The organism is Pseudoflavonifractor hominis, from assembly GCF_014288125.1.
GTDB classification, from domain to species: domain Bacteria; phylum Bacillota; class Clostridia; order Oscillospirales; family Oscillospiraceae; genus Pseudoflavonifractor_A; species Pseudoflavonifractor_A gallinarum.
In genome coordinates, this window is the sequence record NZ_JACOPR010000005.1 from 130,488 (window position 1) to 153,494 (window position 23,007).

At 58.5% G+C, this 23,007-nt stretch carries 25 protein-coding genes; 2 read left to right on the plus strand and 23 right to left on the minus strand.

Annotated elements, in window-relative coordinates; genetic code table 11:
* Window positions 1–33: 33 nt before the first annotated feature.
* Complete coding sequence (locus tag H8S34_RS09605) at window positions 34–1,275, plus strand: 6-phosphofructokinase (protein WP_186963832.1); 1,242 nt, start codon at window positions 34–36, stop codon at window positions 1,273–1,275.
* Window positions 1,276–1,411: 136 nt separating this feature from the next.
* Here the strand turns inward: H8S34_RS09605 and pfkA are convergent, their stop codons facing one another.
* The 6 genes from pfkA to H8S34_RS09635 form a co-directional block, all read right to left on the minus strand.
* Window positions 1,412–2,419 carry a 6-phosphofructokinase gene (gene pfkA / locus H8S34_RS09610; protein ID WP_101693093.1) on the minus strand — a complete coding sequence of 336 codons (1,008 nt, stop codon included), beginning with the start codon at window positions 2,417–2,419 and terminating at the stop codon, window positions 1,412–1,414.
* Between the two features lie 196 nt (window positions 2,420–2,615).
* Window positions 2,616–4,052 carry an adenylosuccinate lyase gene (gene purB / locus H8S34_RS09615; RefSeq protein WP_101693092.1) on the minus strand — a complete coding sequence of 479 codons (1,437 nt, stop codon included), beginning with the start codon at window positions 4,050–4,052 and terminating at the stop codon, window positions 2,616–2,618.
* 132 nt (window positions 4,053–4,184) lie between these two features.
* Window positions 4,185–5,384 (minus strand): [FeFe] hydrogenase H-cluster maturation GTPase HydF, encoded by a 1,200-nt coding sequence (gene hydF, locus H8S34_RS09620; protein WP_186963833.1) that lies wholly within the window; start codon window positions 5,382–5,384, stop codon window positions 4,185–4,187.
* A 19-nt stretch (window positions 5,385–5,403) separates the two neighbouring features.
* Entirely contained in the window at window positions 5,404–6,822 is a 1,419-nt protein-coding gene (gene hydG, locus H8S34_RS09625; RefSeq protein ID WP_186963834.1) for a [FeFe] hydrogenase H-cluster radical SAM maturase HydG, read from the minus strand.
* A 71-nt stretch (window positions 6,823–6,893) separates the two neighbouring features.
* Window positions 6,894–7,934 (minus strand): [FeFe] hydrogenase H-cluster radical SAM maturase HydE, encoded by a 1,041-nt coding sequence (gene hydE, locus H8S34_RS09630; protein ID WP_186963835.1) that lies wholly within the window; start codon window positions 7,932–7,934, stop codon window positions 6,894–6,896.
* Window positions 7,927–8,184 (minus strand): TM1266 family iron-only hydrogenase system putative regulator, encoded by a 258-nt coding sequence (locus tag H8S34_RS09635; RefSeq protein WP_101693088.1) that lies wholly within the window; start codon window positions 8,182–8,184, stop codon window positions 7,927–7,929. The genes hydE and H8S34_RS09635 overlap by 8 nt, the downstream gene beginning before the upstream one ends.
* Window positions 8,185–8,460: 276 nt before the next feature.
* Here H8S34_RS09635 and H8S34_RS09640 point away from each other — a divergent pair, with 276 nt between their 5' ends.
* The gene (locus H8S34_RS09640) at window positions 8,461–8,919 is read left to right on the plus strand and encodes a NanQ anomerase/TabA/YiaL family protein (RefSeq protein ID WP_101693087.1); all 459 of its coding nucleotides are present in this window, start codon (window positions 8,461–8,463) and stop codon (window positions 8,917–8,919) included.
* Between the two features lie 59 nt (window positions 8,920–8,978).
* On the opposite strand, the gene H8S34_RS09645 is transcribed toward H8S34_RS09640, so the two are convergent.
* The 17 genes from H8S34_RS09645 to H8S34_RS09725 form a co-directional block, all read right to left on the minus strand.
* Window positions 8,979–9,497, minus strand: a complete 519-nt coding sequence (locus H8S34_RS09645) for a manganese catalase family protein (RefSeq protein WP_207724937.1) — start codon at window positions 9,495–9,497, stop codon at window positions 8,979–8,981.
* Between the two features lie 74 nt (window positions 9,498–9,571).
* Window positions 9,572–10,498, minus strand: a complete 927-nt coding sequence (locus H8S34_RS09650) for a hypothetical protein (RefSeq protein ID WP_186963836.1) — start codon at window positions 10,496–10,498, stop codon at window positions 9,572–9,574.
* A 147-nt stretch (window positions 10,499–10,645) separates the two neighbouring features.
* A complete protein-coding gene (locus tag H8S34_RS09655; RefSeq protein WP_186963837.1) occupies window positions 10,646–11,110 on the minus strand; it encodes a phage holin family protein in 465 nt (154 codons plus the stop codon).
* Between the two features lies 1 nt (window position 11,111).
* A complete protein-coding gene (locus H8S34_RS09660; RefSeq protein WP_366485836.1) occupies window positions 11,112–12,608 on the minus strand; it encodes an N-acetylmuramoyl-L-alanine amidase in 1,497 nt (498 codons plus the stop codon).
* Entirely contained in the window at window positions 12,605–12,739 is a 135-nt protein-coding gene (locus tag H8S34_RS09665) for an XkdX family protein (RefSeq protein WP_186963838.1), read from the minus strand. Before H8S34_RS09665 ends, H8S34_RS09660 begins: the two co-directional genes overlap by 4 nt.
* On the minus strand, window positions 12,736–13,080 hold the full coding sequence (locus H8S34_RS09670; protein ID WP_186963839.1) for a hypothetical protein: 345 nt from the start codon (window positions 13,078–13,080) through the stop codon (window positions 12,736–12,738). Before H8S34_RS09670 ends, H8S34_RS09665 begins: the two co-directional genes overlap by 4 nt.
* A gap of 7 nt (window positions 13,081–13,087) precedes the next feature.
* A complete protein-coding gene (locus H8S34_RS15145; RefSeq protein ID WP_243207976.1) occupies window positions 13,088–14,203 on the minus strand; it encodes a hypothetical protein in 1,116 nt (371 codons plus the stop codon).
* Entirely contained in the window at window positions 14,193–15,101 is a 909-nt protein-coding gene (locus tag H8S34_RS09680; protein ID WP_186963840.1) for a putative phage tail protein, read from the minus strand. Before H8S34_RS09680 ends, H8S34_RS15145 begins: the two co-directional genes overlap by 11 nt.
* Window positions 15,094–16,206 carry a baseplate J/gp47 family protein gene (locus H8S34_RS09685; RefSeq protein ID WP_186963841.1) on the minus strand — a complete coding sequence of 371 codons (1,113 nt, stop codon included), beginning with the start codon at window positions 16,204–16,206 and terminating at the stop codon, window positions 15,094–15,096. The genes H8S34_RS09680 and H8S34_RS09685 overlap by 8 nt, the downstream gene beginning before the upstream one ends.
* Entirely contained in the window at window positions 16,203–16,616 is a 414-nt protein-coding gene (locus H8S34_RS09690; protein ID WP_186963842.1) for a DUF2634 domain-containing protein, read from the minus strand. The genes H8S34_RS09685 and H8S34_RS09690 overlap by 4 nt, the downstream gene beginning before the upstream one ends.
* 3 nt (window positions 16,617–16,619) lie before the next feature.
* Window positions 16,620–16,964 carry a DUF2577 family protein gene (locus H8S34_RS09695; protein WP_186963843.1) on the minus strand — a complete coding sequence of 115 codons (345 nt, stop codon included), beginning with the start codon at window positions 16,962–16,964 and terminating at the stop codon, window positions 16,620–16,622.
* An 8-nt stretch (window positions 16,965–16,972) separates the two neighbouring features.
* The gene (locus tag H8S34_RS09700; RefSeq protein WP_186963844.1) at window positions 16,973–17,941 is read right to left on the minus strand and encodes an XkdQ/YqbQ family protein; all 969 of its coding nucleotides are present in this window, start codon (window positions 17,939–17,941) and stop codon (window positions 16,973–16,975) included.
* Entirely contained in the window at window positions 17,938–18,678 is a 741-nt protein-coding gene (locus H8S34_RS09705; RefSeq protein ID WP_186963845.1) for a hypothetical protein, read from the minus strand. Before H8S34_RS09705 ends, H8S34_RS09700 begins: the two co-directional genes overlap by 4 nt.
* Before the next feature lie 14 nt (window positions 18,679–18,692).
* The gene (locus tag H8S34_RS09710; protein WP_186963846.1) at window positions 18,693–20,570 is read right to left on the minus strand and encodes a tape measure protein; all 1,878 of its coding nucleotides are present in this window, start codon (window positions 20,568–20,570) and stop codon (window positions 18,693–18,695) included.
* Between the two features lie 183 nt (window positions 20,571–20,753).
* On the minus strand, window positions 20,754–21,164 hold the full coding sequence (locus tag H8S34_RS09715) for a phage tail assembly chaperone (protein WP_186963847.1): 411 nt from the start codon (window positions 21,162–21,164) through the stop codon (window positions 20,754–20,756).
* 12 nt (window positions 21,165–21,176) lie between these two features.
* Complete coding sequence (locus H8S34_RS09720; protein ID WP_186963848.1) at window positions 21,177–21,659, minus strand: phage tail tube protein; 483 nt, start codon at window positions 21,657–21,659, stop codon at window positions 21,177–21,179.
* Window positions 21,660–21,672: 13 nt separating this feature from the next.
* Window positions 21,673–23,007 carry a phage tail sheath family protein gene (locus tag H8S34_RS09725; protein WP_186963849.1) on the minus strand — a complete coding sequence of 445 codons (1,335 nt, stop codon included), beginning with the start codon at window positions 23,005–23,007 and terminating at the stop codon, window positions 21,673–21,675.

Below are 23,007 nucleotides of genomic sequence, written 5' to 3' on the forward strand. Positions count from 1 at the left end.
AACGCAAAAAACACTTAACGGGAGGATTAAGCTATGAACGAACTCAAGGGCGCGTGCATTATTGGCCAATCCGGTGGTCCTACTGCGGTAATTAACGCCAGTGCGCTGGGCGTAATTCGCACTGCACTGGACAATGGGAACATCACTCGGGTGCTGGGAGCTGCCCACGGCATCAAGGGTGTGCTGGAGGACCGCCTCTATGACATGGGTCAGGAGGATGCCGCCGAGCTGGATTTGTTGAAATATACCCCCTCTTCTGAGCTGGGCTCCTGCCGCTACAAGCTGGCCGACCCCGACAAGGACGATACTGATTATAAGCGTATCCTGGAGATCTTCAAAAAATACGACGTTCGCTACTTTTTCTATAACGGCGGCAACGACTCCATGGACACCTGCAACAAGATCTCCAAGTACATGCAGAAGTCCGGCTATGAGTGCCGCATCATCGGCGTGCCCAAGACCATCGACAACGACCTGAACGGCACCGACCACTGCCCCGGTTTTGCCTCCGCGGCCAAGTTCATCGCCACCTCCTGCATGGAAGTGCATCGCGATGCCCACGTCTATGACACCGGCATGATCACCATCGTGGAGATCATGGGCCGCCACGCTGGCTGGCTGGCCGGCTCCGCCGCCCTGGCCACCTGGGCCGGCTACGGCCCCGACCTCATCTACCTGCCCGAGGTCGACTTTGACATGGACCGCTTCATCGCCGACGTGCAGGCCATCTACAACAAGACCGGCAAGTGCATGATCGCCGTGTCCGAGGGCATCCACTATGCCGATGGCTCCTTCGTGTCCGAGGCCAAGACCTCTGCCACCGACGGCTTCGGCCATGCCCAGCTGGGCGGCCTGGCTGCCATGCTGGCCGAGGTGGTCAAGTCCAAGACCGGCGCCAAGGTACGCGGCATCGAGCTCTCCCTGCTCCAGCGCTGCGGCTCCCATGTGGCTTCCAAGACCGACATCGAGGAGGCCTTTGCCGCCGGTAAGGCCGCTGTGGAGGCCGCTGTCTCCGGCGTCACCGACAAGATGGTGGCCTTCAAGTGCAGCCGTGAGGGCGGCTATCACTGCGAGACCGTGCTGGAGCCCCTGGACATCGTGGCCAACTTCGAGAAGAAGGTGCCCCGCGAGTGGATCAATGCCGCCGGCAACGGGATCGAGCAGCCCTTCATCGACTATGTCCTGCCCCTGATCCAGGGCGAGGCCAACGGCCCCAAGGAGAACTCTCTCCCCCGCTTCGCCAAGCTGAAGAAGGTCCTCACCACCTCCATGTAATCGGCGTAATCGGCGCTTTCGCCATTAAAATGAAAACACAGGGACGGGTTCTCCCCCGTCCCTGTGTTTTTTTGTCCATTTCGAGCGAAAGATAGAAGCGCCCGACCGGTAATCCGATCGGGCGCTTTCTGGTTGCTTATTGATCCTTGAGGCGGACCTGCTCCATGCCGGTCAGTGCCCGCATCACGCTGTAAGTCTGCTGATCCAGGCTCTTTTTCATGGAAAGCGCATCCGCAATGTCAAAATCCACATACTGATCGTCCTGAAGGCAGATGACCCGGTTGCTCTCCCCTGCTGCCAGGAGCTTGACTGCCTCATATCCCATGTAGGTGGCAGTCACCCGGTCCCGGGAGGACGGACGTCCGCCCCGCTGCACGTGGCCCAGAATGGTGACGCGGGTATCCAGCGCAGTGGCCTCCCGGATCTTCTCCGCGACGCCGTAGGCGCCGCCCTCCACGCCTTCCGCCACAATGACCATAAAATGCGTGCGTCCGCTCAGACGGGCCCGGCGGATGGGCTCCATCAGATCGTGCTCGTAGTCAATGTCCTGCTCGGGGACCACAACAGCCGTCGCGCCGCAGGCGACGCCCACATAGAGGGCCAGATGTCCGGCGTGCCGTCCCATGACCTCCACCACCGAGCAGCGCTCGTGGGACTGCATGGTGTCCCGCAGCTTGTCAATGGAGTCCAGCGCGGTATTGCAGGCGGTATCAAACCCGATGGTGTAGGAGGAGCAGGCGATGTCGTTATCGATGGTTCCGGGGATGCCGACCACCGAGACCCCCAGCTTGGACAGCTCCAGAAGGCCGCGGAAGGTTCCGTCTCCGCCGATTCCCACCAGGCCGTCGATCCCCAGGAGCTTACAGGTGCCCACGGCTTTCTCTCTCCCCTCCGGGACCATAAACTCCTTGCTCCGCGCGGAGTAGAGCATGGTGCCGCCCTGACGGGAGATCCCGCTGACGCTTTCGAAATCCAAGGGGAGCACATCGCAGTTGATGAGACCATGATATCCGCGCCGGATACCGATACATTCGATCCCCATATGCAGCGCCGTACGGGCCACCGAACGGATCGCCGCGTTCATTCCGGGTGCATCACCGCCGCTGGTAAATACGCCGATCCGGCGTACTTGCTTTCTTTCCATGGAAAGAGCCTCCTTCTTACCGAGCATTTGCATCGTGATATTGCTATTATAGCACACTTATTGCCTTTCTACAATGTAATTTCAAGAAAAACAAGTCTCAAAAGACTTCATAAGAAATTAATGTAAATATAAAACAGAAAACAGAAAAGAAAGAATGCAGTCCGCAAAATAATACGGACTGCATTCGTCTGCTATGTTATACCTTAAGCTCGGTTTCCTTCTGGCTCAAAGCGGTGGCGTGGGCCTCCAGAACGGGATTGACATACTCGTTCAGGAAGTCGGTCACCTGCTCGGGGCACCGGCCGATGTAGCGGCTGGGCTCCAGATGGGCGGTCAGCTCCTCCCGGCTCATGCCGAACATGGGGTCGGCCGCGATGAGATCGATCAGGTTGTTGCTCAGGCCCAGATCCTTGACGTTTCGGCCGGCCTCCAGGGAGTGGACACGGATGCGCTCGTGGAGCTCCTGGCGGTTTCCGCCCCGCTTGACGGCGTCCATCATGATGTTTTCGCTGGCCATGAAGGGCAGCTCCTCCAGCACGTGCTTCTCAATGACCTTCTCATGCACAACCAGGTTGGAGGCCACATTGCTGTAAATGTTCAGGATGGCGTCCACAGCCAGGAAGGCCTCGGGCACGGAGATGCGCTTGTTGGCGGAGTCGTCCAGGGTACGCTCGAACCACTGGGTGGCGGCGGTGACCGCGGGATTGGCGGCGTCGGCGATCACATAGCGGGCCAGAGAGCAGATGCGCTCGCACCGCATGGGATTGCGCTTGTAGGGCATGGCGGAAGAGCCGATCTGGTTCTTCTCAAAGGGCTCCTCCACCTCCTTGAGGTGGCAGAGCAGGCGCAGATCGGTGGCGAACTTGCTGGCGGACTGGGCGATGCCGGACAGGGTGGCCAGGACAGCCGCGTCCACCTTGCGGGAGTAGGTCTGGCCGGAGACCGGGGTGACGGCGTCAAAGCCCATCTCCCGGGCGATCCGGCGGTCCAGCTCCTTGCACTTGGCATGGTCGCCCTCAAAGAGCTCCAGGAAGCTGGCCTGGGTGCCGGTGGTGCCTTTGCAGCCCAGCAGGCGCAGGCTGGAGATCCGGTACTCGACCTCCTCCAGATCCATCAGAAGCTCGTTCATCCAGAGGGTGGCGCGCTTGCCCACGGTGACCAGCTGCGCGGGCTGGAAATGGGTAAAGCCCAGGGTGGGCAGCGCCTTGTACTCATCCGCGAACTTGGCCAGATGGGCCAGGACCTGGACCAACTTGTCCCGCACCAGCTCCAGACCCTCCCGCATCAGGATCACGTCGGTGTTGTCGCCCACATAGCAGCTGGTGGCGCCCAGGTGGATGATGGGCATGGCCTTGGGGCAGATGGCGCCGAAGGCGTGGATGTGAGCCATCACATCGTGGCGGAGCTGACGCTCCTTCTCGGCGGCCAGATCGTAGTCGATCTCGTGGAGGTGGGCCTCCATCTCATCGATCTGGTCCTGGGTGACCGGAAGGCCCAGCTCCATCTCAGCCCGGGCCAGGGCGATCCAGAGCCGCCGCCAGGTGGTGAACTTTTTGTCGGGAGAAAAAATATATTGCATCTCATCGCTGGCGTAGCGCGAGGAGAGCGGACTCTCATATACCTGCTTACTCATTTCAGAAACCCCTTTGTGCGTCAGTTTCGGAGCGGGCGGGCGCATTCCGCCCTACTCCAACGACCTTATCTTAAAAAGTATAGCATAAAATGAAAATCCTCACAAGTCATTCCTTTTCTCCCGGCGCGACGGTCACAGCGGGGCGCCCGATACAGCGAAGGGCTCCAGCGTGCGGGGCAGGATCCCGTTGAGATAGGCGATCAGAATGCCGTAGTTGGTGATGGGGATCCCCTGGTCGGCCGCCGTACGCTGGCGGAACTTCATCTCCTTCTCCCCCAGCGTGCAGCCGCCGCAGTGGATGACCAGCTTGTACTCGCTCAGATCCTCCGGGAAATCCCGGCCGGAACAGAAGGTGAAGGCGGGCTCCACCCCGGTGAATTTGCGGACCCAGCGGGGCAGCTTGACCGTGCCGATGTCCTCACACTGCCGGTGATGGGTGCAGCCCTCCGCGATCAGGACCTTGTCCCCGTCCCGCAGCTGGGACACGGCCTGGGCGCCCTGGGTGGTGAGGGCCAGGTCCCCCTTATAGCGGGCCATCAGGATGGAGAAGGAGGTCAGCCACACCGAGGGCGGGACCATCTTGGACACCGAGGCAAAGACCTGGCTGTCCGTGATGACCAGCTTAGGGGGCTGGCCCAGCTTGTCCAGCAGGAGGGACAATTCGGTATCCCGGCACACCATGACGCAGGCACCCGCCTCCAGGCAGTCCCGGATGGTCTGCTGCTGGGGCAGGATGAGCCGCCCCTTGGGGGCCGACCCATCCAGGGGAACCACCAGGATAACGGTGTCCCCCGTCTCCAGAAGATCGGCCACCAGGTGACGCTCCGGCTGCTCCTGCACCGCCGCCTTTGCGGCGGCCTCCCGGAGCTCGTGGATGTGCAGGCCGGTCTGCGCGCTGGTCCAGATCGCATGCTCTTCCGGGGGCGGGACGGCGGGGAGCAGATCGGCCTTGTTCCAGACCAGGAGGAAGGGGATCTGCCGCTCCCGGATCAGGGCGAGCCACTCCTGCTCCTGGGGGCCCAGGGGCTGGGTGGCGTCGGCCACCAGGATGGCGAGATCGGCCTTGTTGAGGACCTGTTTGGTCCGGCGGACACGCAGGGCGCCCAGCTCCCCCTCGTCGTCAAAGCCGGGGGTGTCGATGATCTGGACCGGACCCAGCGGCAAGAGCTCCATGGCCTTGTACACGGGATCGGTGGTGGTGCCCTTGGTATCCGACACGATGGACAGGTCCTGTCCGGTGAAGGCGTTGACCAGACTGGATTTTCCCACGTTCCGCCGGCCCAGGAAGGCGATGCGCAGGCGCTCGCCGGAAGGGGTGTCGTTCAAGCTCATTATGTGTCCTCTCCCCGTCTTAGAACCGGAAGTCCCGCTGTCCCTGGGCGATCTGGGCCAGGTGCTCGGTGACGATCTCTTTCACCTTGGGATTCGTGATGTACTCCAGCTGCTTTGCGATGACCTGCTCGCCCGCTGCGCGGGTGGCGGGGGCGGCGTAGTCCTCCAGATACTCCTTGAGGGTCATCAGGGCGTTGGGAAGACAGCAGTTCTGGATCTGTCCCGCCTTGCACAGGGACATGAAGCGGTCTCCGGTCCGCCCCTCCCGGTAGCAGGCGGTGCAGAAGGACGGGACATAGCCCAGCTCCATGAGCCAGCGGACGATCTCATCCAGGGAGCGGTGGTCTGACACGTCGAACTGAGCGGAGCTCTCCTCTTCGGGCTCCGCCTCCGCATAGCCGCCCACGCTGGTGCGGGAACCGCCGGAGATCTGGGAGACGCCCAGGCCCAGGACACGCTCCCGGACGGCCTGACTCTCCCGAGTGGAGATGATCATGCCGGTGTAGGGCACCGCCACCCGGATGCAGGCCACGATCTTGGCGAAAATATCGTCCGAGATGCCATTATCGAAATCACCGGGGTCGATGTCGTCGGCCGGGCAGACCCGGGGCACGCTGATGGTGTGGGGACCCACGCCGAAGACGGCCTCCAGATGCTCCGCGTGCATCAGCAGCCCGGCAAATTCATAGCGGTAGAGCTCCAGACCGAAGAGCACGCCCAGGCCCACATCGTCGATGCCGCCCTCCATGGCCCGGTCATGGGCCTCGGTATGATAGGCGTAGTTGCTCTTGGGCCCGGTGGGATGCAGCTTTTCATAGCTCTCCTTGTGGTAGGTCTCCTGGAAGAGAATGTAGGTGCCGATGCCCGCCTCTTTCAGCTTCCGGTAGTCCTCCACCGAGGTGGCGGCAATGTTGACGTTGACCCGGCGGATGGCGCCGTTCTTGTGCTGGATGGAGTAGATGGTGTGAATGGACTCCAGAATATACTCCAGCGGATTGTGGACCGGGTCCTCCCCTGCCTCCAGAGCCAGGCGCTTGTGGCCCATGTCCTGGAGGGCGATGACCTCCGCCCGGATCTCCTCCTGGGTCAGCTTTTTGCGGGGGATGTGCTTGTTCTTGGCGTGATAGGGGCAGTAGAGGCAGCCGTTGACGCAGTAGTTGGACAGGTACAGGGGCGCGAACATGACGATCCGGTCGCCGTAGAAATCCTTCTTGATCTGCCGGGCCAGGGCAAAAATCTCCTGATTTTTGTCCTCCAGCTCACAGGCCAGCAGGACGGAGGCCTCCCGGTGGGTCAGGCCCTTGCGCAGCCGGGCCTTTTCCAGGATGGCGTCGATCACGGCCGCGTCTCTCTTATGGGCATCGGCATAGGCGAGGCTATCCAAAATCTCCTGATGGTCGATGAATTCTTCCGCTTTTCTGGACTTGGGATTATACATGGATGATCTCTTCCTCTCTTCTGGGTCAGGCGACAGTCCCTTCCCCATTAGTTTTTATTTCTTGGGTGTTTCTAATTCCCCGGGAAATCTCCGCGGTGGACCGCCACCGTGCAGCCGATGGAGGCCAGGCGCCGTTTCAGGCCGGCCAGATGTTCCGCGGCCTCCTCCCCGGTGCAGAGCTTATGGTCGTAGAGCGTATATTTCTCCCGGGTGGCGGGGGGCGACAGGTTGGGCATGACCACGTTGGCCCCCGCCTTGATCCCCAGCTCCCGCCCCTGGGGGTGAATGGTACCCAGCGCGGTGGTGGCCGGAAGAAGGACCCGGGGCAGCAGCAGACGCACCAGCGCCAGCAGAATGAGGGTATCCTCCAGCGTTCCGGCCGTCTCTCCGCCAAAGGGGGTGTCCTTCTGGGGGATGAAGGGGCCGATCCCCACCATATGGGGCTGGAACTCCTGCAAGAAGCAGAAGTCGGCCGCAAGGGTGTCTGGGGTCTGCCCGGGAGAGCCCACCATAAATCCGGCCCCCACCTGGTAGCCGATCTCCTTCAGGGTGCGCAGACAGTCCAGCCGATGGCCCAGGGCCATCTCCGGGGGGTGCAGCATGGCGTAATGGGCGGCGTCTGCCGTCTCATGGCGCAGCAGGTAGCGGTCCGCGCCGGCATCAAACCAGAGCTGGTAGACCGATCGCTCGCATTCCCCCAAAGAGAGGGTGACGGCGCAGTCCGGCCAGTTGGCCTTGATGGCCCCTACCCACTCCGCGATCTGGTCCGGGGAGAGGCCGGGGTCCTCTCCCCCCTGGAGCACGAAGGTGCGAAAGCCCCACTCATACCCCCGGGCGCAGCAGTCTAGGATGGTGTCCCGCTCCAGGCGGTAGCGGCTCACCGCGGGATTGCCCCGGCGAATGCCGCAGTAGAGGCAGTTATTCTTGCAGATGTTGGTGCATTCGATGAGACCGCGGACGTAGATGGCGTCCCCATACCAGCGGCGCCGCTCCGCCTCAGCCCGGCCGAAAAGGAGCGCCTTGTCCAGGGACCGGCGCCGTGCCAGCAGCGCCCGCCACTCCTCCCGGCTCAGATGATGCTCCTCGATCAGCTTTTCCAGCAGCTCATCCATTGGGCAGCTTGGAATAGATGGCCTTGCAGGTCACGCCGGGCAGCATGCCCACCTTCCCGGACAGCGCGCTGATGGCGTCCGAGGGCGCATCCAGCACGATGGAGATGATGTTGCAGCCCCGCTGCCGGTAGGGCAGTCCCATCCGGCCGATGATATAGTCCTTGTATTGATGGAGCAGCTCGTTGAGCTTTTCCACGGAATCCGCATTCTCGACCACTACGCCGAGAAGGGCCACGCGCGATTCTTCCATAGATCGGTTCCTCCTTGTAACGCACGAAAAATGGACGCACCGAGAGAAGGTGCGCCCATACGGAAAACCAGTATTCTGCACAACCCTTCCCCGTCAGGGAGCATCTCCCTTTCGCGTCAGCGTTGCCTTGATTATACTGCTCATTTCAGTTTTTGTAAAGGCTTCTTTTTTCAGAAAATCTTTTTCATCCATGGCTGGATTTCCGGTTGAATTTATGCGCCAAAAGACGTACTATATAAGCGAAACGATTTGGAAAGCAAAAGGAGGAATGGAACGATGGTGATCGATCGGGTAAAGAATGCCGCCGTCTACTATGGCCTGGGGGAGCGCTTCCAGAAGGCGCTGGAATGGATGGTGCAGGCCGACCCTTCCAGCATGGTGCCGGGAGAGAAATGTACCATTGACGGGGAGAATATTTTTGCCACGCTCTTTGAGGTGGACACCCTGCCCCGGGAGGAGTCCCAGCTGGAGGGCCACAAGCGGTATGCGGACATCCAGTACCTCCTGGAGGGCAGCGAGTGCGTGGGCTACGCCCAGAACGGTACCGTACCGGTGACGGTCCCCTATGATCCCCAGAAGGACATCGGCTTCTGGAACGGGGACTGGGATACCCTGAAGCTGGAGGCCGGCATGTTCTATATCGTCTGGCCGGACGATCTCCATGCCCCCCGTGTGGCCTGCGGAGCGCCCGCTCCGGTCAAGCGCATGGTGGTAAAAGTGAAGCTGGACCCGTAAAAAATGCAGGACCCAAGTCAGAACAAAGACTTGGGTCCTGTTTTGCCGGTGGATGGTCTCTATCGGTCCAGCACGGGGTTCATATAGTAGACATTCTTCTGGTTCATCTTGTCCTTGGCCAGCTGGATGGCCTCGCCGAAGCGCTGGAAATGTATGATCTCCCGCTCGCGCAGGAAGCGGATGACGTCGCTGACGTCGGGGTCGTCCGACTGCCGCAAGATGTTATCGTAGGTGACGCGGGCCTTCTGCTCGGCGGCCAGGTCCTCGGTCAGATCACAGATGATGTCGCCCTTGACTCCGATATAGGAGGCGGTCCAGGGCGCGCCGGAGGCCGCCGCCGGATATACGCTGGCCCCGTGGTCCGTGAAGTAGGGGGCGAAGTTCCCCATTCTGGGATCGTCCGGCGAGAGCTTCCGGGTGAGCTGATAGACGATGGTGCCCACCATCTCCAGGTGGCCCAGCTCCTCCACGCCGATGTCGGTGAGCAGTCCCTTGAGCTCGGGATAGGGCATGGAGTAGCGCTGGCTGAGATAGCGGATGGACGCGCCCAGCTCCCCGTCGGGTCCGCCATACAACAATAGACTATTATAATATTTATTTCTTAGATGACAATAAAATATTCATTATACCAAATCTAGGTTTCTATTCTTCCTTACTTTATAATATGGCTGGAAAGCCCTGTCCTACTGTTATAATCAGGACTCATGATAGGTCCGCCATCATTCCTCATGAGATGGTATTCAATTCCTATTGTCTCGGATTGTTTAAATTCAGATTTATCGGAATTTGAGTAGGTAATTTCAATATCGAATGTACAGTTCTTCGGATACGAATCTATCATTTTCCCCTTTGCATCAAGGAAACATATTCCAATGCTCTCTTCACTTCCTGCAACAAGAGAAAAGGGCCCATGTAATAATTCACCATTGAGAAATACTCTGATGTCAATTGCACTTGTGTTGCTTACATTTTGTACTAGGTAGTCTATTTGGCAGCAAAATAACGAATAATCTAGGTCTCTTGGGTCAATTCCATCCATCACAGCAACTCGATCAAAATAAAGAATCGGTCTCGTATTCACATATAAAATCCTCAGTGGTTCTTTAGATGTAGATGAATGATTATATATATTACTGTTCAGTAGAGGTGTTAATTTTCGTTTGTAATCCAAGGCATTCATTTTTTCTGTATGCTGTATTGTTTCAATCAATGCGATGATTGTCGTAATACTGCCCAATATTATCCCGTAAAATGGAAGAATGTCTTCTGGTTTATAACTAACAGAAAGAATTGGCCATATACTCGATATATATGAAGTAGAGAATACTTTATCAATTCCAAATGGTACTATAATAACTAATATCAAAACAAATAAAGAAAACCACCAAGGATGTTTTCGAATCAACGAAAATAAATCTATTCGCGTGTCCCCTCCTGCTACTTTTCTATGACTTCTTGTGTTTGAGGATACTTTGGTGGAGAATATTTTATGGATTACAAATGGTACTATAATAACTAATATCAAAACAAGTAAAGAAAACCACCAAGGATGTTTTCGAATCAACGAGAATAAATCCATTCGCGTGTCCCCTCCTGTTACTTTTCTATGACTTCTTAATGGTGGACTGAACTTATATTACCATATCTTGTTTCAAAATCAATATATGGTAAAGTGGCACAGTGAAAACTGTGCCACTTTGCTTGCTATGTTCTATCGAATCCTAAATTAGTTAGATCCCTCTCCGCCCGTTCCATCGTCCACCTTTTCGCGCAGGGACTCAACGGCCTTCGTAAGCCAGGGCGGGATATCTGCGCCCAGCGCTCCGGCATTCTCGATGATACTCCCCGTTTCTGTGAGGATATACCACACGATCACCAGCGGGCAGAAAAAGACCTCATATGTAAACGGCAGGCTTATGCCAGGCATATGCTCCAGGATCATGCTGATCACCATGTCAAGGATACCGGCTACGATGACTGCCACGACCGCCCCCAGCTTGTGCCAAATGCCATCTCTGGCGGCCTGGCTGGACCACTTCCCCGCTCGCAGCGCCGCGCAGGATCCGGTGGCATAGTCAATGGCCATGCAGGCGATCCAGGCAATGACCAGCCAGCCAAACCAGCCCCACAGTGCGGTGAGGGCGGCACAGAAGGTCGACAGCGCGGCCTTGAGCGTATTCACATGCTCCATATCAGTCTTTCCCCTTTCTAATATGCTCCGCCATGGCGTGAATGAGGCACACCACGTTGGCGTCCGCGTAGCCGCTGCCGGTCTTCCAGTAGTCCGGGCTGGTCACGATCCCGGCCTGGGCCAGCACCTCCACATCGGTGTCCAAGTCGGACACATTGGGATCCTCCCCTTCGCAAAGCTTCAGGAACTCCTCCCAGCCGCCGGGCGTGTTCCGGATCGTCCGGGGGCAGTCCTTGCCGTTCCAGTGGTGGTGCTGCACCACCAGCTCCAGGGGGATGCTGTGTTCTGTCATCAGGAGGCGCACCAGGGCGGCAGCGTTCTGCTTTGCCTTCTCAAAGTCACCGCCCTGATTCACGCAGATCTCGATGCCGATGCTCTTGGTGTTGCCGGGGCCCTTGGCTCCGTCCCCGGCGTGATAGGCCGTCTCGGTATCCGGCAGGTGCTGGACGATGGCGTGGTCGTCCACCGTGTAGTGCCAGCTCACCATATTTTTGTAAGCACTATACCCCTTCAGGTAAGAGGCGTGGGCCGCCGCGTCGGCTCCCCGGGCGGTGTTCCCAGTCTCGTGGATGGTGAGATAGCTGCACAGATTGAGGCCGCCAGGACGGTTCTTCCGACCCTGCGGGATATATTCGGTCTGGATGGCAATGCCGTTGTCAGTGGTCCGCTGAGGGGTCTTTACCGGCTCCAGGTAGTCCAAGGAAACCCAGCCCTTGTCTGTTCTCCCCCAGCCGTCCCGCTCCTCCAGAATGGTGACCACCGTACCCCGGGGATAGGCTCCCGTCTTTCCATAGCCCGTACCCGGGCCGCTGCGGATGTTGACGCCGATGGACGGCGTGACCGTGTACTGTTTGCTCATGGTGTCCTCCTTGTCTCCGTCCGGCATCTCATCATCGCTCCGGCGGAAGATGAGCAGCCAGGACCGGCAGATCCGCCGCTGGCTTGGCGTCACCTCCAGGCCCGGTCCAAGGGTGCCCTGGGATGACCAGGAGCCGTCCCACCGGAGGATGTGGACGCACCCACGCGCCCGCAGGGCGTCCTCCAGGGCGTCCGTGTTCTCGGGAGTGTCCTTGGAGCAAAGCAGGACCACAACTGTACCGTCAGCCTTTACGCCGGTATAGGTCCAGCCATTGCGCCCGCCGTCCTTGTCGGTATACCGTCGGCCATTGATATCCACCGGCGGGCAGCCGATGGCGTAATCATAGACGGCCTGGTCCTCGGTGCCAATGGTGAGGCGACCCGCCTCGTCGATCAAGATGCCGTACTCGTGGTATTGGGGTCGCAGGCCCCACGCGCCGCCGATCATGATTGCGCTCTGATGGTCGTAGGCTTTTGCCTTGCCGGGGATGTTTGTCAGCGCGAAGAGTGCCAGGTTGACCACGCCTACGCAGTCCGCCCCCTGTTCCGCCTGGATCTGCTTCCAGGTCAGCCGCTTCACGTTGTCGTAGATCCGGAAGCGGTATTTGTCCTGTGGATATTCCGAGATTCGATAGCTCACTCTTTCTTCCCTCCTTCCATGATTGCCTCAGCCGCTTCGCGGCTCAGGCGGCCCGCTGCCACCAGCGCCTCGATGCGCTGCTTGTCCCAGAGCATAGGATAGTACTTCCGGGCCAGCTCCTCCACATTCATAGATCTACCCCCTGCATGATCGCCAGAAAATCCACGTCCGCTCGGAGCTGCTCCAGCGCGGTGGGCGCGGTCGGGACCAGCGCCGCTTGGTCGGCCGCGATCTCCTCCTCCGTGCGCTCCGCCGGCTTGCCGTCCACCAACTTGTAGCGTGGGATTCCATCCTTAGTGTAGGTCCCGTCCGGGAAATAGTGCGACTGGCACAGGTTGTACCTGTCTCCTGTACCCTCGTCAATCTCGATCCACCCTGAGATGTCTGCCGGGGTGGTGTAGCCGCCCTCGCAGTGAGTAATACGACCACGCCCATCGGCCTTGACATAGACTTTCGACTTGATACTTTCCATAGCCACCTCACAGTTCTGCGGACAAAAATCCATCTGACACTTCTGACACTGAGTATACCTTTCCAGGAGTAAACCCTGTTCCCTGCACCTGCAAACACACCATGCCATCAGCCAGTGACCATACTGATACCAATGTGACCGAGTTACCATCATACGGATAAAGCTTTGAAATTCTTCCACTCCAAACAGGTTCTGATCTCATTGTTACTGGTGTTGGCACAAAAAGGTACGTTACACTTGAACTATCGGCGTAGCCCCATGCGTTATTCATTCCAACTTTGAATAGATACCGCTGACACTCCGAAAGCACTACCCCAAATTTAGGTCCAACAAACAAATGCGGCAAGCCAGACTTATCCATCCATCCGAGAGTGTGGAAGTCACCTTCCTCCATCTTTGCGGCGTACATCCGAATCTTGCACCCCTTGCCGCATACAAAAACAAATTTCAGGGAGGATGTCAGCGTCCCGGCGGTGTCCGTCAGTGAACAAAAGCCCTTTTCGTCCGGAATGGCAACATCTTTTTTGTACTCGTCAAAGATGTTCGTGATGTAGCAATACTCTGTCCCGCTAATCCGCTCGGCCAGCGCGGACAGAGTGAGGGTCTTACCACTGTAATTGGAAGGTGCTTCCACGGTGCACTCAAACGTTGCAAAGTTTCCAGACGGTGCCTCCAACTCGATGCAGTCGTCTTTTACAGTCAGCGTTCCGCTGTTCAGCTTCCAGCCGTCAATGGTGTAGCCGTCCGCATAACTGAGCTTCCCACGCTGATTGATTGGAAAGAATCCAGCTCCTTTTTGGCTTCCGCCGCCGATAAAGAAGCCATTTCGGAGAAGGGTAGGTCGCACTTCAGCCCCCAAGTTGAAGAGAGCCTGCTGAGGTGTTTTTGCACCTGTGCCTCCATTTTTTAAAGGCACGATATCTCCGGATCCGTACAGCGCAGAGAACGCTTCTCCGATCTCTTTCACGGCTCTCTGGGTCGCATTTGCCTGTTCCGTCAGATAGTTATACCCGTGCTGTTTGCTCAGCCCCACCTCCTCTCCGGTTGGGGCAACGGTCTGACCATAGGTCCAGTTTTCCGGAAGATCCGCCGGAAGCGGAACGGTGATCGGATTATCCGCCATTTGCAATCACTCCTTCTCTGACAGGAATCGTATGTTTCAGGACGGTGGAGCCGGTTACCGGGATATAAACGGTGGAGGCAGTCAGCACGTTCCCGTCCGTGTCCAGAAGCTCTACCTGTGTGATCTCCGCAGCCTGATCTTGTGCTACCGAATAGGTGACCGTCAGTCTCGATCCATCGACCCGCTTCTCCAGATCCGCAATGGTGACCGTCCCATTCACACGGGCGGACGCGATATCTCCGGATACAAAGCCCGCGACTCCCTCCAGCAATTTCTGCTGAATTGATTTGGTTTCCGGCATTTTAATCACTCCCTGGGGCGTCTCACTGGCAAAAGGGGCCACTCCGAGTCCCCATCCACCGAGCCGATAGTTGTAAATCCGCTGTGAGAGATCGATCTGCTCACTCAGCAGCAGTCCGGCACTGAGCAGCGGAGTATTGACATAGACGATGTGGGCCGGCTTGATCTGGTTGATCGTCACGGCCACTTCCGCGGCATACTGCTGGTTTTCGGCGGAGCTCTCCACATACAGCGTATAGTTCGGATAGTCCATCCGAGCGGTCCAGGCTCCTGGCCCGATCAACACGTCCAGGCGCTGGCGCAAAAATTCCATGGTATAGGGCGGTCTGGTCGAGATCCGGTTGAGAAGCCGTGATCTCCGAAACGAAATCGACTCCGAGACCGGATTTGGAACGATTCCCAGGACCTTTTCCCACTGGCTGACCGCCGACACATCCATACTCTGAAAAAAGAAATTCTGCGCCACCGAGGTGATCTCCTCCGCCAGAAGGTCGAACTGCTCCTGTTCCGTCTGACAGATCTGCTGATAGTCCTGGATGCGCCGGTACCAGGGCGGAAGCAGGGAAAGAAGTTCCCGGTCCAATTCGATTTTATTCACGCAGCGTCACCGTCCCCAGCGTGGGCACCTGCTGGAGAGCGCCCGTTTCTGTGAGGATCAGATCCTCGCTGCCCCCGTTGAGCTGGATAGATACAGCGTTGACGACACCGGTAGTCCCTACGATGGCCGCCAAGACCCGGGAGAGGTACACATCCGCCGCATATTCCACGGTGCCGGAGCCGAGCTGAGTGTCCCAGGCCTGCCGCACGCTCCGCAGGTAGACCTCGATGGAGGCCTCCACCAGGGGCTGCACCTGCTCCAGATCGTATTCGGCGGCCAGCGTTACCACCGCCGACACACTGACCTCCACTTTTTCCGGGGCCGATATGGTTACCTGGGCCCCGATGGGCGCGATCCCAAGCCCCGCGCCCGTGCGCTGGGGGTCGATGGCAGTCTGGATGCGCTCCACCAGCTCCGGAGAGGCCGGTAGCAGGTCGGCGCCCAGGACGGAGCACTTGACCGTCCCTCCCCCGCTCCAGGTCGGATACACCTGCACTCCGCCGACGCCGTCGATCTCCAATATGGCGGCGCGGTAGGAGGCGATATTCCCACCGAAGGGCTTTTCGGTCAGGGCGGTGACCAGTCTTGCCCGGAGCGCTTCGTCGGTCTCCGTATCGTCTCCGGGGATCAGGATATCGGTGATCTGGGCAGAGGTCAGCCCCTGGACCGATGTGATGGGCAGGATAGGCCCGCTGTACTCGTTCCCGATGGCGCCGGCGGTCTCAGCGGTAAGCTGGTACTGGTTCGGCGTATCCTCCTGCGCGGTCACCACAAAGTTGATGCTCTCCGCCCCGTTGATGGTGGAGAAGCGCGCGCCCAGAGGCACCGGTGTATTGAACACGCCCAGCCGGACTGCCGGTGAGGCCGGATACCGGGAGATCCCGCCCAGCGGTGCCAGAAGGTCCAGAGAGGCGCCCACGGCGGTCTGGACAAAGGCCTGGCGCTGCACCAGATCGAGGGAGAGATAGAATCCCTCAAACACATAGGCCGCCGGACTGAGCGCGGTGGGGATGGGCGCGGTATCGCGCTTATCGTAGATGTCCGGAACCGACTCCAGCATCTGCTTCCGGAGCGCGGCATAGGTTTTTTCGGTAAAATCGATCACGCCAAATTCACCTCCACAGAAGTGGGAATGTCGCCATAGACGGTGTGGACTGTCATGGATGCGGTCATGGTATCCCCGGCCAGCACATAGGTGAAGCCGGAGATGCCGCGGATGCGGTCATCCACCCCCAGAGCATCCTCCAGACGCCGCTGGATCTCGGAGGCCACATATCCGGGGTCCTGTCCGATCAGCCCATCCCACTGCATCCCGGAATAGGGAGAATAGATCTGCCAGCGGAAACGCTCCACATGCAGGATGATATCCACCGCCTGCTTGACAGCCTCATACCCGCTCACGGTGCCGCGGATACGGCCGGACGCCTGGTCGATGTACCATGTCAGCGAGGGCTGCTGTTCAAATTGGAGTCCGGCCTCCAGATCGACCGCTCCGCCGGAAGGCAGCACAGACATCCCCTACCCCCCTTCCATGATCCGGGAGAGCACGATGTATTTCTGCCCCCGCTGTACCCGGAGCAGGAGCACTGCGTCCCCCGGCTCCAACCCCCGGTTGAGAATGGTATATCCATCCTCGACCGGGAGTGTCTCTCCATTCTCGATGCAGGCGACCGTCCCAGGGATCTTCTTCTCCACCACCGGCTCCGTCAGATAGAGCAGACAGGCTTTGAGCGGCGCCATAGCGGGATTGGTGGAGATCTCCAGCGGGGATGTGCTGATCACCGTTCCCACGCTCAGATCGGTCAGCTGCGCGGCGCGGAGATGCTGCGCGATCATCTGGTTGATAATATCTCTCAGCTGCATGGTTCACCTCAAATTGCCAGGGTCTCAAATTTCATGGTGTGTACGTCGTTTTCCCAGGTGTGCGTCACTTTTTCCAGAAGGACATACCGGTCCAGATCGATGTCCCCCAGGCCGGGGACCTGCATGAGCACCATCTGCCCGGCCCGCAGGCCCGGAATGCCCAGGGCTTCCACGGACAGAGTGCGCATCCGCCGGTTATAGTACCGCAGGCTCTCCTGCGCACGGGCGCGGGCCTGCGCGTCGTTGATATCCCCGTCCAGCTTCTGATAGAGCTGGAGCAGACCCCACTGCCCGATGGTACTGGAGTCCTGCGCCACAAACACATCTGCCCTCCCGGTCTTTTCGTTGGGCCGGGCCAGTTTGATCGAGTTGTAGGTCTGCTCATCGATATCTGTCTTGTAGGAGTAATCCAGCAGCAGAGAGTTTTCTCCGATCACGGTATTGGAGATCATATCCTCCGGGCGGCGCAGCGCCACCCCGCTCCCTCCGTCATAAAAGACATAGATATCCCCGGTGTTGAGAAGGGTCTGCTGGACAGCCTCCCCGATGATGTCGAAGCAGCTCTGGTCCTCTTTGGAGAGAGACGGGATCGGATATCCGGTGTCCGCCAGATCTCCCACCTCGACCTGCAGGTCTCCGGCGATTTGCCGGATGATGTCTCCGGCCTTCTGGCTGTAAAAGGTATAGGAGGCGTTTGCCTTGAAATACCGCAGCCGGTCGTAACAGGTGACGTCGATCTCTCCCCAGCGGTTTTTCGACTTGGTGAACACCCAGCCGTAAAATTGGAGCTGTCCATCCACGGAGAAGCGGACCACATCGCCCTCGGTAAAGGATAGGTCTCCCGACTTGAGGATGGTGAAGGTCAGCTTTCCGGGCGTGTCGGTGCGGTTGGTCTCCCAGGATACGGACTCCACGCTGTTGGAGCACTCCCAGATCCGCCCGCTCGACTGATTGACGATCAGAAGCTCCGTGTTCATGTCACGCTCACCACCTGCAAAGCAGATTTCTTCATCCACCCGAGGGCGCCGCCGGACTCCGTGATCACATGGACCGGGCAGGCTCTGCTGCCATCCACGATCCTGGATACCACGACCCGGCGGCCGTTCCCATTTCCGTGCGGTTCATCCCCATAGCTGGAGTAATAATAGGGGCCGTTTGCCACGCACACCCCTCCTACCACCAGCTGTCCCTGGGGGATGTCTCTGGTCTGCTCTGTGGTGACCGTCGCAGGCGTGCCCGCCGTCTGCTGCTGGACCTGCATCACTCTGGGAGAGTAATCCCGGTATTCCGTCAGGGTCAAATCATAATAGAAGTCGCCGGTCTCACCGCCCCGCTCCTCATAGGTAAATCCGGTGACCAGCACCTGGAAGCCGGCATCCTCTGTCATAAAGGGCGTCCCGTCCTCATAGTACCGAACCGGGGTGTAGAGAATAGGCGCCTTCTCATCCATGGCGGACTGGAAAAAGCGGATGTAAAACTCTGGAGGCTCAAAGCCGTTGGCCGTCAGCACGCCCGGAAAGGGTTTCCCGGGAAAAAACTTGGAGATGGTCACGGTTTTCAGCTTCGGTTTGCGCGGCACCATGATCGGTCCGATCCCGAGCACATTGTATTCGCTGTTGTCCGACTCTACCGCCACCGGCAGCTTGTCCGGATTGACCGGGAGACGGATCACGACACCGTCACGTGTGAAGAATATTCCAAAGTTATTTGTCATGGTTCCGCCTCCCGTCAATAGGCCCGCGCGGTGCTGACGGTCGAGCCGGCCGCCACCTGTTCGATGAGGATATCCCGGATCGTGTCCGCCAACTGCTGGCGGTCCGCCGCCGTGCGCCCGGTATTGGCGCTGTTTATGGTAATCACCGGCGTCTGAGCGGTCAGGTTGATCCGGTTCACGTACTGACGCTGCGCCATATCCACCAGAGATTTGAGATCTTCCTCCGAGAGATTTACCGCCTTTTCAATGCTCCCGACACTACCAGAGATGTCGCCCAGCTTTCCATTGATCGATGCCAGCTCTCCATAGGCGGGCACAGTGAACCCCGAACCATAGTCTCCCATTCCGGGCATGGAGAATCCGCCCAGTTTCAGATTGGAGCCCCATTGATAGCCGCTCTGGAAGGACTTGCCCAGGTCAAAATACTCCATGGGCTTGACAAACTCCTTGTAGGAGCCTGCGGCGATGGCTCTTTCCCGGCTGGCCTGCATGGTCTGATATAGACTGTCAATGCCCGAGGTGAGGCTTACTTCCACGCCGGGTATTGCGTTAATCAGGGCTTCAATTCCGCTTGCGACGCTTCGGATGTGCCCCAGAATGCCCAGAGCCATATCGTGGAACAAAATTTCAACTGCTCCGGGGAGATCTGTAAATGCATTTCCAACGAAGTTTATAAACATAGCAAAGCCGCGCTGGAGTGGTACGATGGTCATATTCATGATCTGTGCGCCCATTGTGAAGAATGCACCTGCCACAATCCCGGTAGCCGAAATACTGGACTTGGTGAAGTGGTTGAAGGCCGCCACGCCGGCATAGAGCGCCGCAACCAACAGAATGACTCCCATCACAATCCAAGTGATGGGCGAGGCGAGGAGCGCACTATTGAAGGTAAATACAGCCGCAGATGCCGCAGCTGTATTCCCAGTTAATACACCGAAGCCAATGCTCAAAAGGTTTACGACAAAATGATAGGCTGCTGTTGCGACAGCTGCAATCTTGGTCCAGTTGGCTGCGATTTGGAATACAGCAAAGGCGCCTGCGGCACCCAGTACCAGCGGCCCGATGATGTCCAGGTTGTTTGCCAGCCAGTTGATTCCCACCAAAACCGGCTGGAAGGCCATGAGAGCGGTGTTCTGGAAGGATGTCCATACTTGCCCCCAGGTCATTGGCATCTGCGCAAATTCGGCGTTGATTCTAGCCGCGGCATCAAACATGGCGTTTTTGACCACTTCGGCGGTGACCTGTCCTTCGCTGGCCATTTCCCGCATGGTTCCAACGGAGACCCCCATATATTTCGCAATAGACTGCGCGATGGTCGGCGTCTGCTCTAAAATGGAATTGAGTTCCTCACCTCGCAGAACACCGGAAGACATGGCCTGTGTCAGCTGGAGCAGGGCCGCATCAGCCGCCTGCGTGGATGCGCCGGAGAGTATGATCTGCTTGTTGATCTGCTCAGCAAAGGAGACGAGCTCCCTGGTGCTGTTAAAGGCGTCACCAGCCATTGTTCCAAGCTTTCCCACCATATCCGCAGTGGCCTGATAGGACCCCCGGGATCTCTGTGCGCTCTCATAGATCATCCGGTTGAGCTGGGCAGTGTCCTTGAGCTCGCCGTTCATCCGGTTCAGCCTTGCCGTGGTCTGCGCCATAGTATCAGACAGGCCGACCAGAGAGGTCAGACCTTTCAGCCCCGCATAAGCTCCGACCAGGTTCCGGATCTTTCCGGTCAGGGTGTCTGTGGTCCCGCTCAGCTGGCGCTGGGCCTCGGAATATTGATTTGCCTGCCGCCGGGCCAGCTCGGTGGCCTCCGCGGCCCGCCCGGTACATTGCAGGTAGGATGTGAACGCCGCCGTAAACCGGTCGACCAGAATGAGTTCTTCCTGAATCCGTGCCACAGAATCACCTCGTTTCGATCTCCTGCTGTTCTTTCCTGCGGGCCACCATGTCTCGGAAGGCAAACGCAGTCACCAGATGTTTTTCTCCCGCCGGGAGTCTGTCATATTGGGAGGGGGGCCAACCCAGATTGACAAAGCAGTAATAGGCTGTCAGTGTCTCAGCGTCCAGGTCGGCCCCGTAAATCAGTTTTTTACCATTTCCTCCATGACATCGCTCTCCAGCTCGGAGAGCCCGTGAATGGCCTGCATCAGACGGTTATATTCTCCGGCCAGCAGCATTTTCCCCGGCACCAGCAGGGGGCTGACCACGCCGTAAGCGTCGCAGAGTTCCTTGCTGGAAAAATCGGGTTCCACTGTGGCTGCCACAGCGGTCCGCTGGGCATAGTCCACACTGTCCAGATACTCGAGGCGCTGGCCGCTGCGGGTTTCTACCCGGGTAGCGGCCCGAACCAGACGGTCGTTTTCCTCCTGGCTCAGCGCCCGGATGCGAAACGGAATGGGCTTGCCGTTCTCGTCCAAAAACCGGTCCGAGATGATGACCTCCTTCTCTACGGCCGTCTTGACCGGGTGAAGAAATGCGGAAAGCTTGCTCATAACAGATCCTCCTTACTGGCTCACATTCACCGGGTCCGTAAAGCCCTGGATCCGGGCCACCCGGGTGTAAGCAAAATTAAATTCATAGTCCAGCATCGCCTTCTCATCATCCAGAATGGAGAGAGGGATCTCTCCCGTCAGATGACATCCATAGTAGGCCATGATCTGACTGCCCATGCTGACCGTGGGGTCGGTGTTGTTGATCTGCACGTCAAAATACTCCATGACGCCCTTCGTGATATAGTTCAGGAGCATCTCCTGAAACAGATTGGAGCCGTTGGAGCCGTAGTAGACCTTCCCCTTCGCGGTCAGCTTGACGCCGTTGGGCTTGTCCTGGATCACCCGCGTGCCAATGCTGCGCATATCGGTGGACTGGATCCCGCCCACAGGCTGGATGTTCTTCAGACCGATCACCTCGATCTGCTTCCCGTTCCGGGTGATATAGACGGTGCCCTCGGCGCCGTTTACCGTATCTCGCTCAAGCAAAAAAGCCATGCATTCCACCTCCTCAGGAGATCTCAATGGTGAGATAGATCTTCTCCACCGAATCCACAGGCTGGAGGGCAAGATTTACCACGATGGCGTCGATCTCCTGCCCGGCCAGCACCTCCACGTCATCGGGGGAGAAATTCTGGATTCCCTGCTCCGCCTGGATCTGCTGGAGATAGCCGACGATGGCGGTTTTGAACCGGGCCCGTCCGGCCTCGTTGTTGTTGACCACGCCGATAAAATTGGCGGAGAACTGGGCATAGAGGTCGTTTGCGATGGTGGAGAGGAGCCGGACCACCCGGTTTTTCCGATAGATCTTTCCGATGTCCTCGGTAAAGGTCACCAGACTGTTGATGTCCTGCATGACCTTCACCACGCCGTCCTCCGCAAAAAAGACGAAATTCCCCTGCTCCAGCTCCTGGATATACTGGTCGTTGGTGCGCATCTGGGTGGATATTGCCTGCGGATACTGGGCATAGGTCAGGCTCTCGTTGAACTTCGCGCCGGCGGAAGCTCCTCCGGCCCACCAGACAGCCTGTTCCTTCGTCAGCTCGGTCCCGTCTGCCAGCTTTACCGGGCTGTTGACGTGGATGACATACCGTGTATCCGGTGCGGAGAGCCCGGAGGCGCAGAGCTGGCAGCGCTGGCCGTTCTCATCGTTCATTCGCTTGATGAAGGACAGCATGGCGGTCTGCACCGTCTCATCGCTGCCGTCATAGATCATCACATCGAACTTGTAGGGCTCAATGGCGGTCAGGTAGGTAGAATAGGCCGTTGCGGCCACTGTACCATCGTTTCCGCCGGTCAGAGCCGCCCCTGTGGTGGCGCTCAGCGCTCCGGAGCCGTTGAAGGTGACCCAGTCGTTGGCGGTCAGGTCCTCCACGGTCTTTCCGGTCTGTTGATCCATGACAGCGCCGTCCACCACCGTGGATACCAGGAAGGAATCCTCCGGCTCCGTGAGGGCCGTCACGATGATAGAGATGTCATTCCCGCGCACCCCCTCATACCGGGCGGTGGCCGTCAGCGTCCCCTCCGTAACGGTAGCCTTCGCGGCACTGGATGCGCTGGGCCGGTACAGCAGCACCCGGGTGGGCGGGCTGGTCCGGTTGGAGCCCTTGAAGATCTCCTGCAGGAAACGGGCCTTCGGGTCGGTGATGTCGTAGCCAATGATGGGAGTCAGGTCCATATCCGGGGTGACTTCCGTGACCTTGGCCACCGCGCCCCAGGACAGGGGCTCACAGATCGTAACGACGCCCCGCTCGCCCACATTCAGACCCAGGGCTCCCTTGGTTTTGAATCGGATATAGACACCGGGAAGGACTTTGTTCTGGGTCGTCCAGGAACCGCCTGCCAT

Coding starts and splice junctions, on each gene's coding strand:
- pfkA (WP_101693093.1), bottom strand. CDS start 2,419: ATGGAAAGAAAGCAAGTACGCCGGATCGGCGTATTTACCAGCGGCGGT.
- H8S34_RS09650 (WP_186963836.1), bottom strand. CDS start 10,498: ATGGATTTATTCTCGTTGATTCGAAAACATCCTTGGTGGTTTTCTTTA.
- hydF (WP_186963833.1), bottom strand. CDS start 5,384: ATGAGCTTGAACGACACCCCTTCCGGCGAGCGCCTGCGCATCGCCTTC.
- purB (WP_101693092.1), bottom strand. CDS start 4,052: ATGAGTAAGCAGGTATATGAGAGTCCGCTCTCCTCGCGCTACGCCAGC.
- H8S34_RS09655 (WP_186963837.1), bottom strand. CDS start 11,110: ATGGAGCATGTGAATACGCTCAAGGCCGCGCTGTCGACCTTCTGTGCC.
- H8S34_RS09635 (WP_101693088.1), bottom strand. CDS start 8,184: ATGGAAGAATCGCGCGTGGCCCTTCTCGGCGTAGTGGTCGAGAATGCG.
- H8S34_RS09665 (WP_186963838.1), bottom strand. CDS start 12,739: ATGAATGTGGAGGAGCTGGCCCGGAAGTACTATCCTATGCTCTGGGAC.
- H8S34_RS09725 (WP_186963849.1), bottom strand. CDS start 23,007: ATGGCAGGCGGTTCCTGGACGACCCAGAACAAAGTCCTTCCCGGTGTC.
- H8S34_RS09715 (WP_186963847.1), bottom strand. CDS start 21,164: ATGAGCAAGCTTTCCGCATTTCTTCACCCGGTCAAGACGGCCGTAGAG.
- H8S34_RS09605 (WP_186963832.1), top strand. CDS start 34: ATGAACGAACTCAAGGGCGCGTGCATTATTGGCCAATCCGGTGGTCCT.
- H8S34_RS15145 (WP_243207976.1), bottom strand. CDS start 14,203: ATGGCGGATAATCCGATCACCGTTCCGCTTCCGGCGGATCTTCCGGAA.
- H8S34_RS09690 (WP_186963842.1), bottom strand. CDS start 16,616: ATGTCTGTGCTGCCTTCCGGCGGAGCGGTCGATCTGGAGGCCGGACTC.
- H8S34_RS09705 (WP_186963845.1), bottom strand. CDS start 18,678: ATGACAAATAACTTTGGAATATTCTTCACACGTGACGGTGTCGTGATC.
- H8S34_RS09640 (WP_101693087.1), top strand. CDS start 8,461: ATGGTGATCGATCGGGTAAAGAATGCCGCCGTCTACTATGGCCTGGGG.
- H8S34_RS09720 (WP_186963848.1), bottom strand. CDS start 21,659: ATGGCTTTTTTGCTTGAGCGAGATACGGTAAACGGCGCCGAGGGCACC.
- H8S34_RS09695 (WP_186963843.1), bottom strand. CDS start 16,964: ATGCAGCTGAGAGATATTATCAACCAGATGATCGCGCAGCATCTCCGC.
- hydE (WP_186963835.1), bottom strand. CDS start 7,934: ATGGATGAGCTGCTGGAAAAGCTGATCGAGGAGCATCATCTGAGCCGG.
- H8S34_RS09670 (WP_186963839.1), bottom strand. CDS start 13,080: ATGGAAAGTATCAAGTCGAAAGTCTATGTCAAGGCCGATGGGCGTGGT.
- hydG (WP_186963834.1), bottom strand. CDS start 6,822: ATGTATAATCCCAAGTCCAGAAAAGCGGAAGAATTCATCGACCATCAG.
- H8S34_RS09700 (WP_186963844.1), bottom strand. CDS start 17,941: ATGAACACGGAGCTTCTGATCGTCAATCAGTCGAGCGGGCGGATCTGG.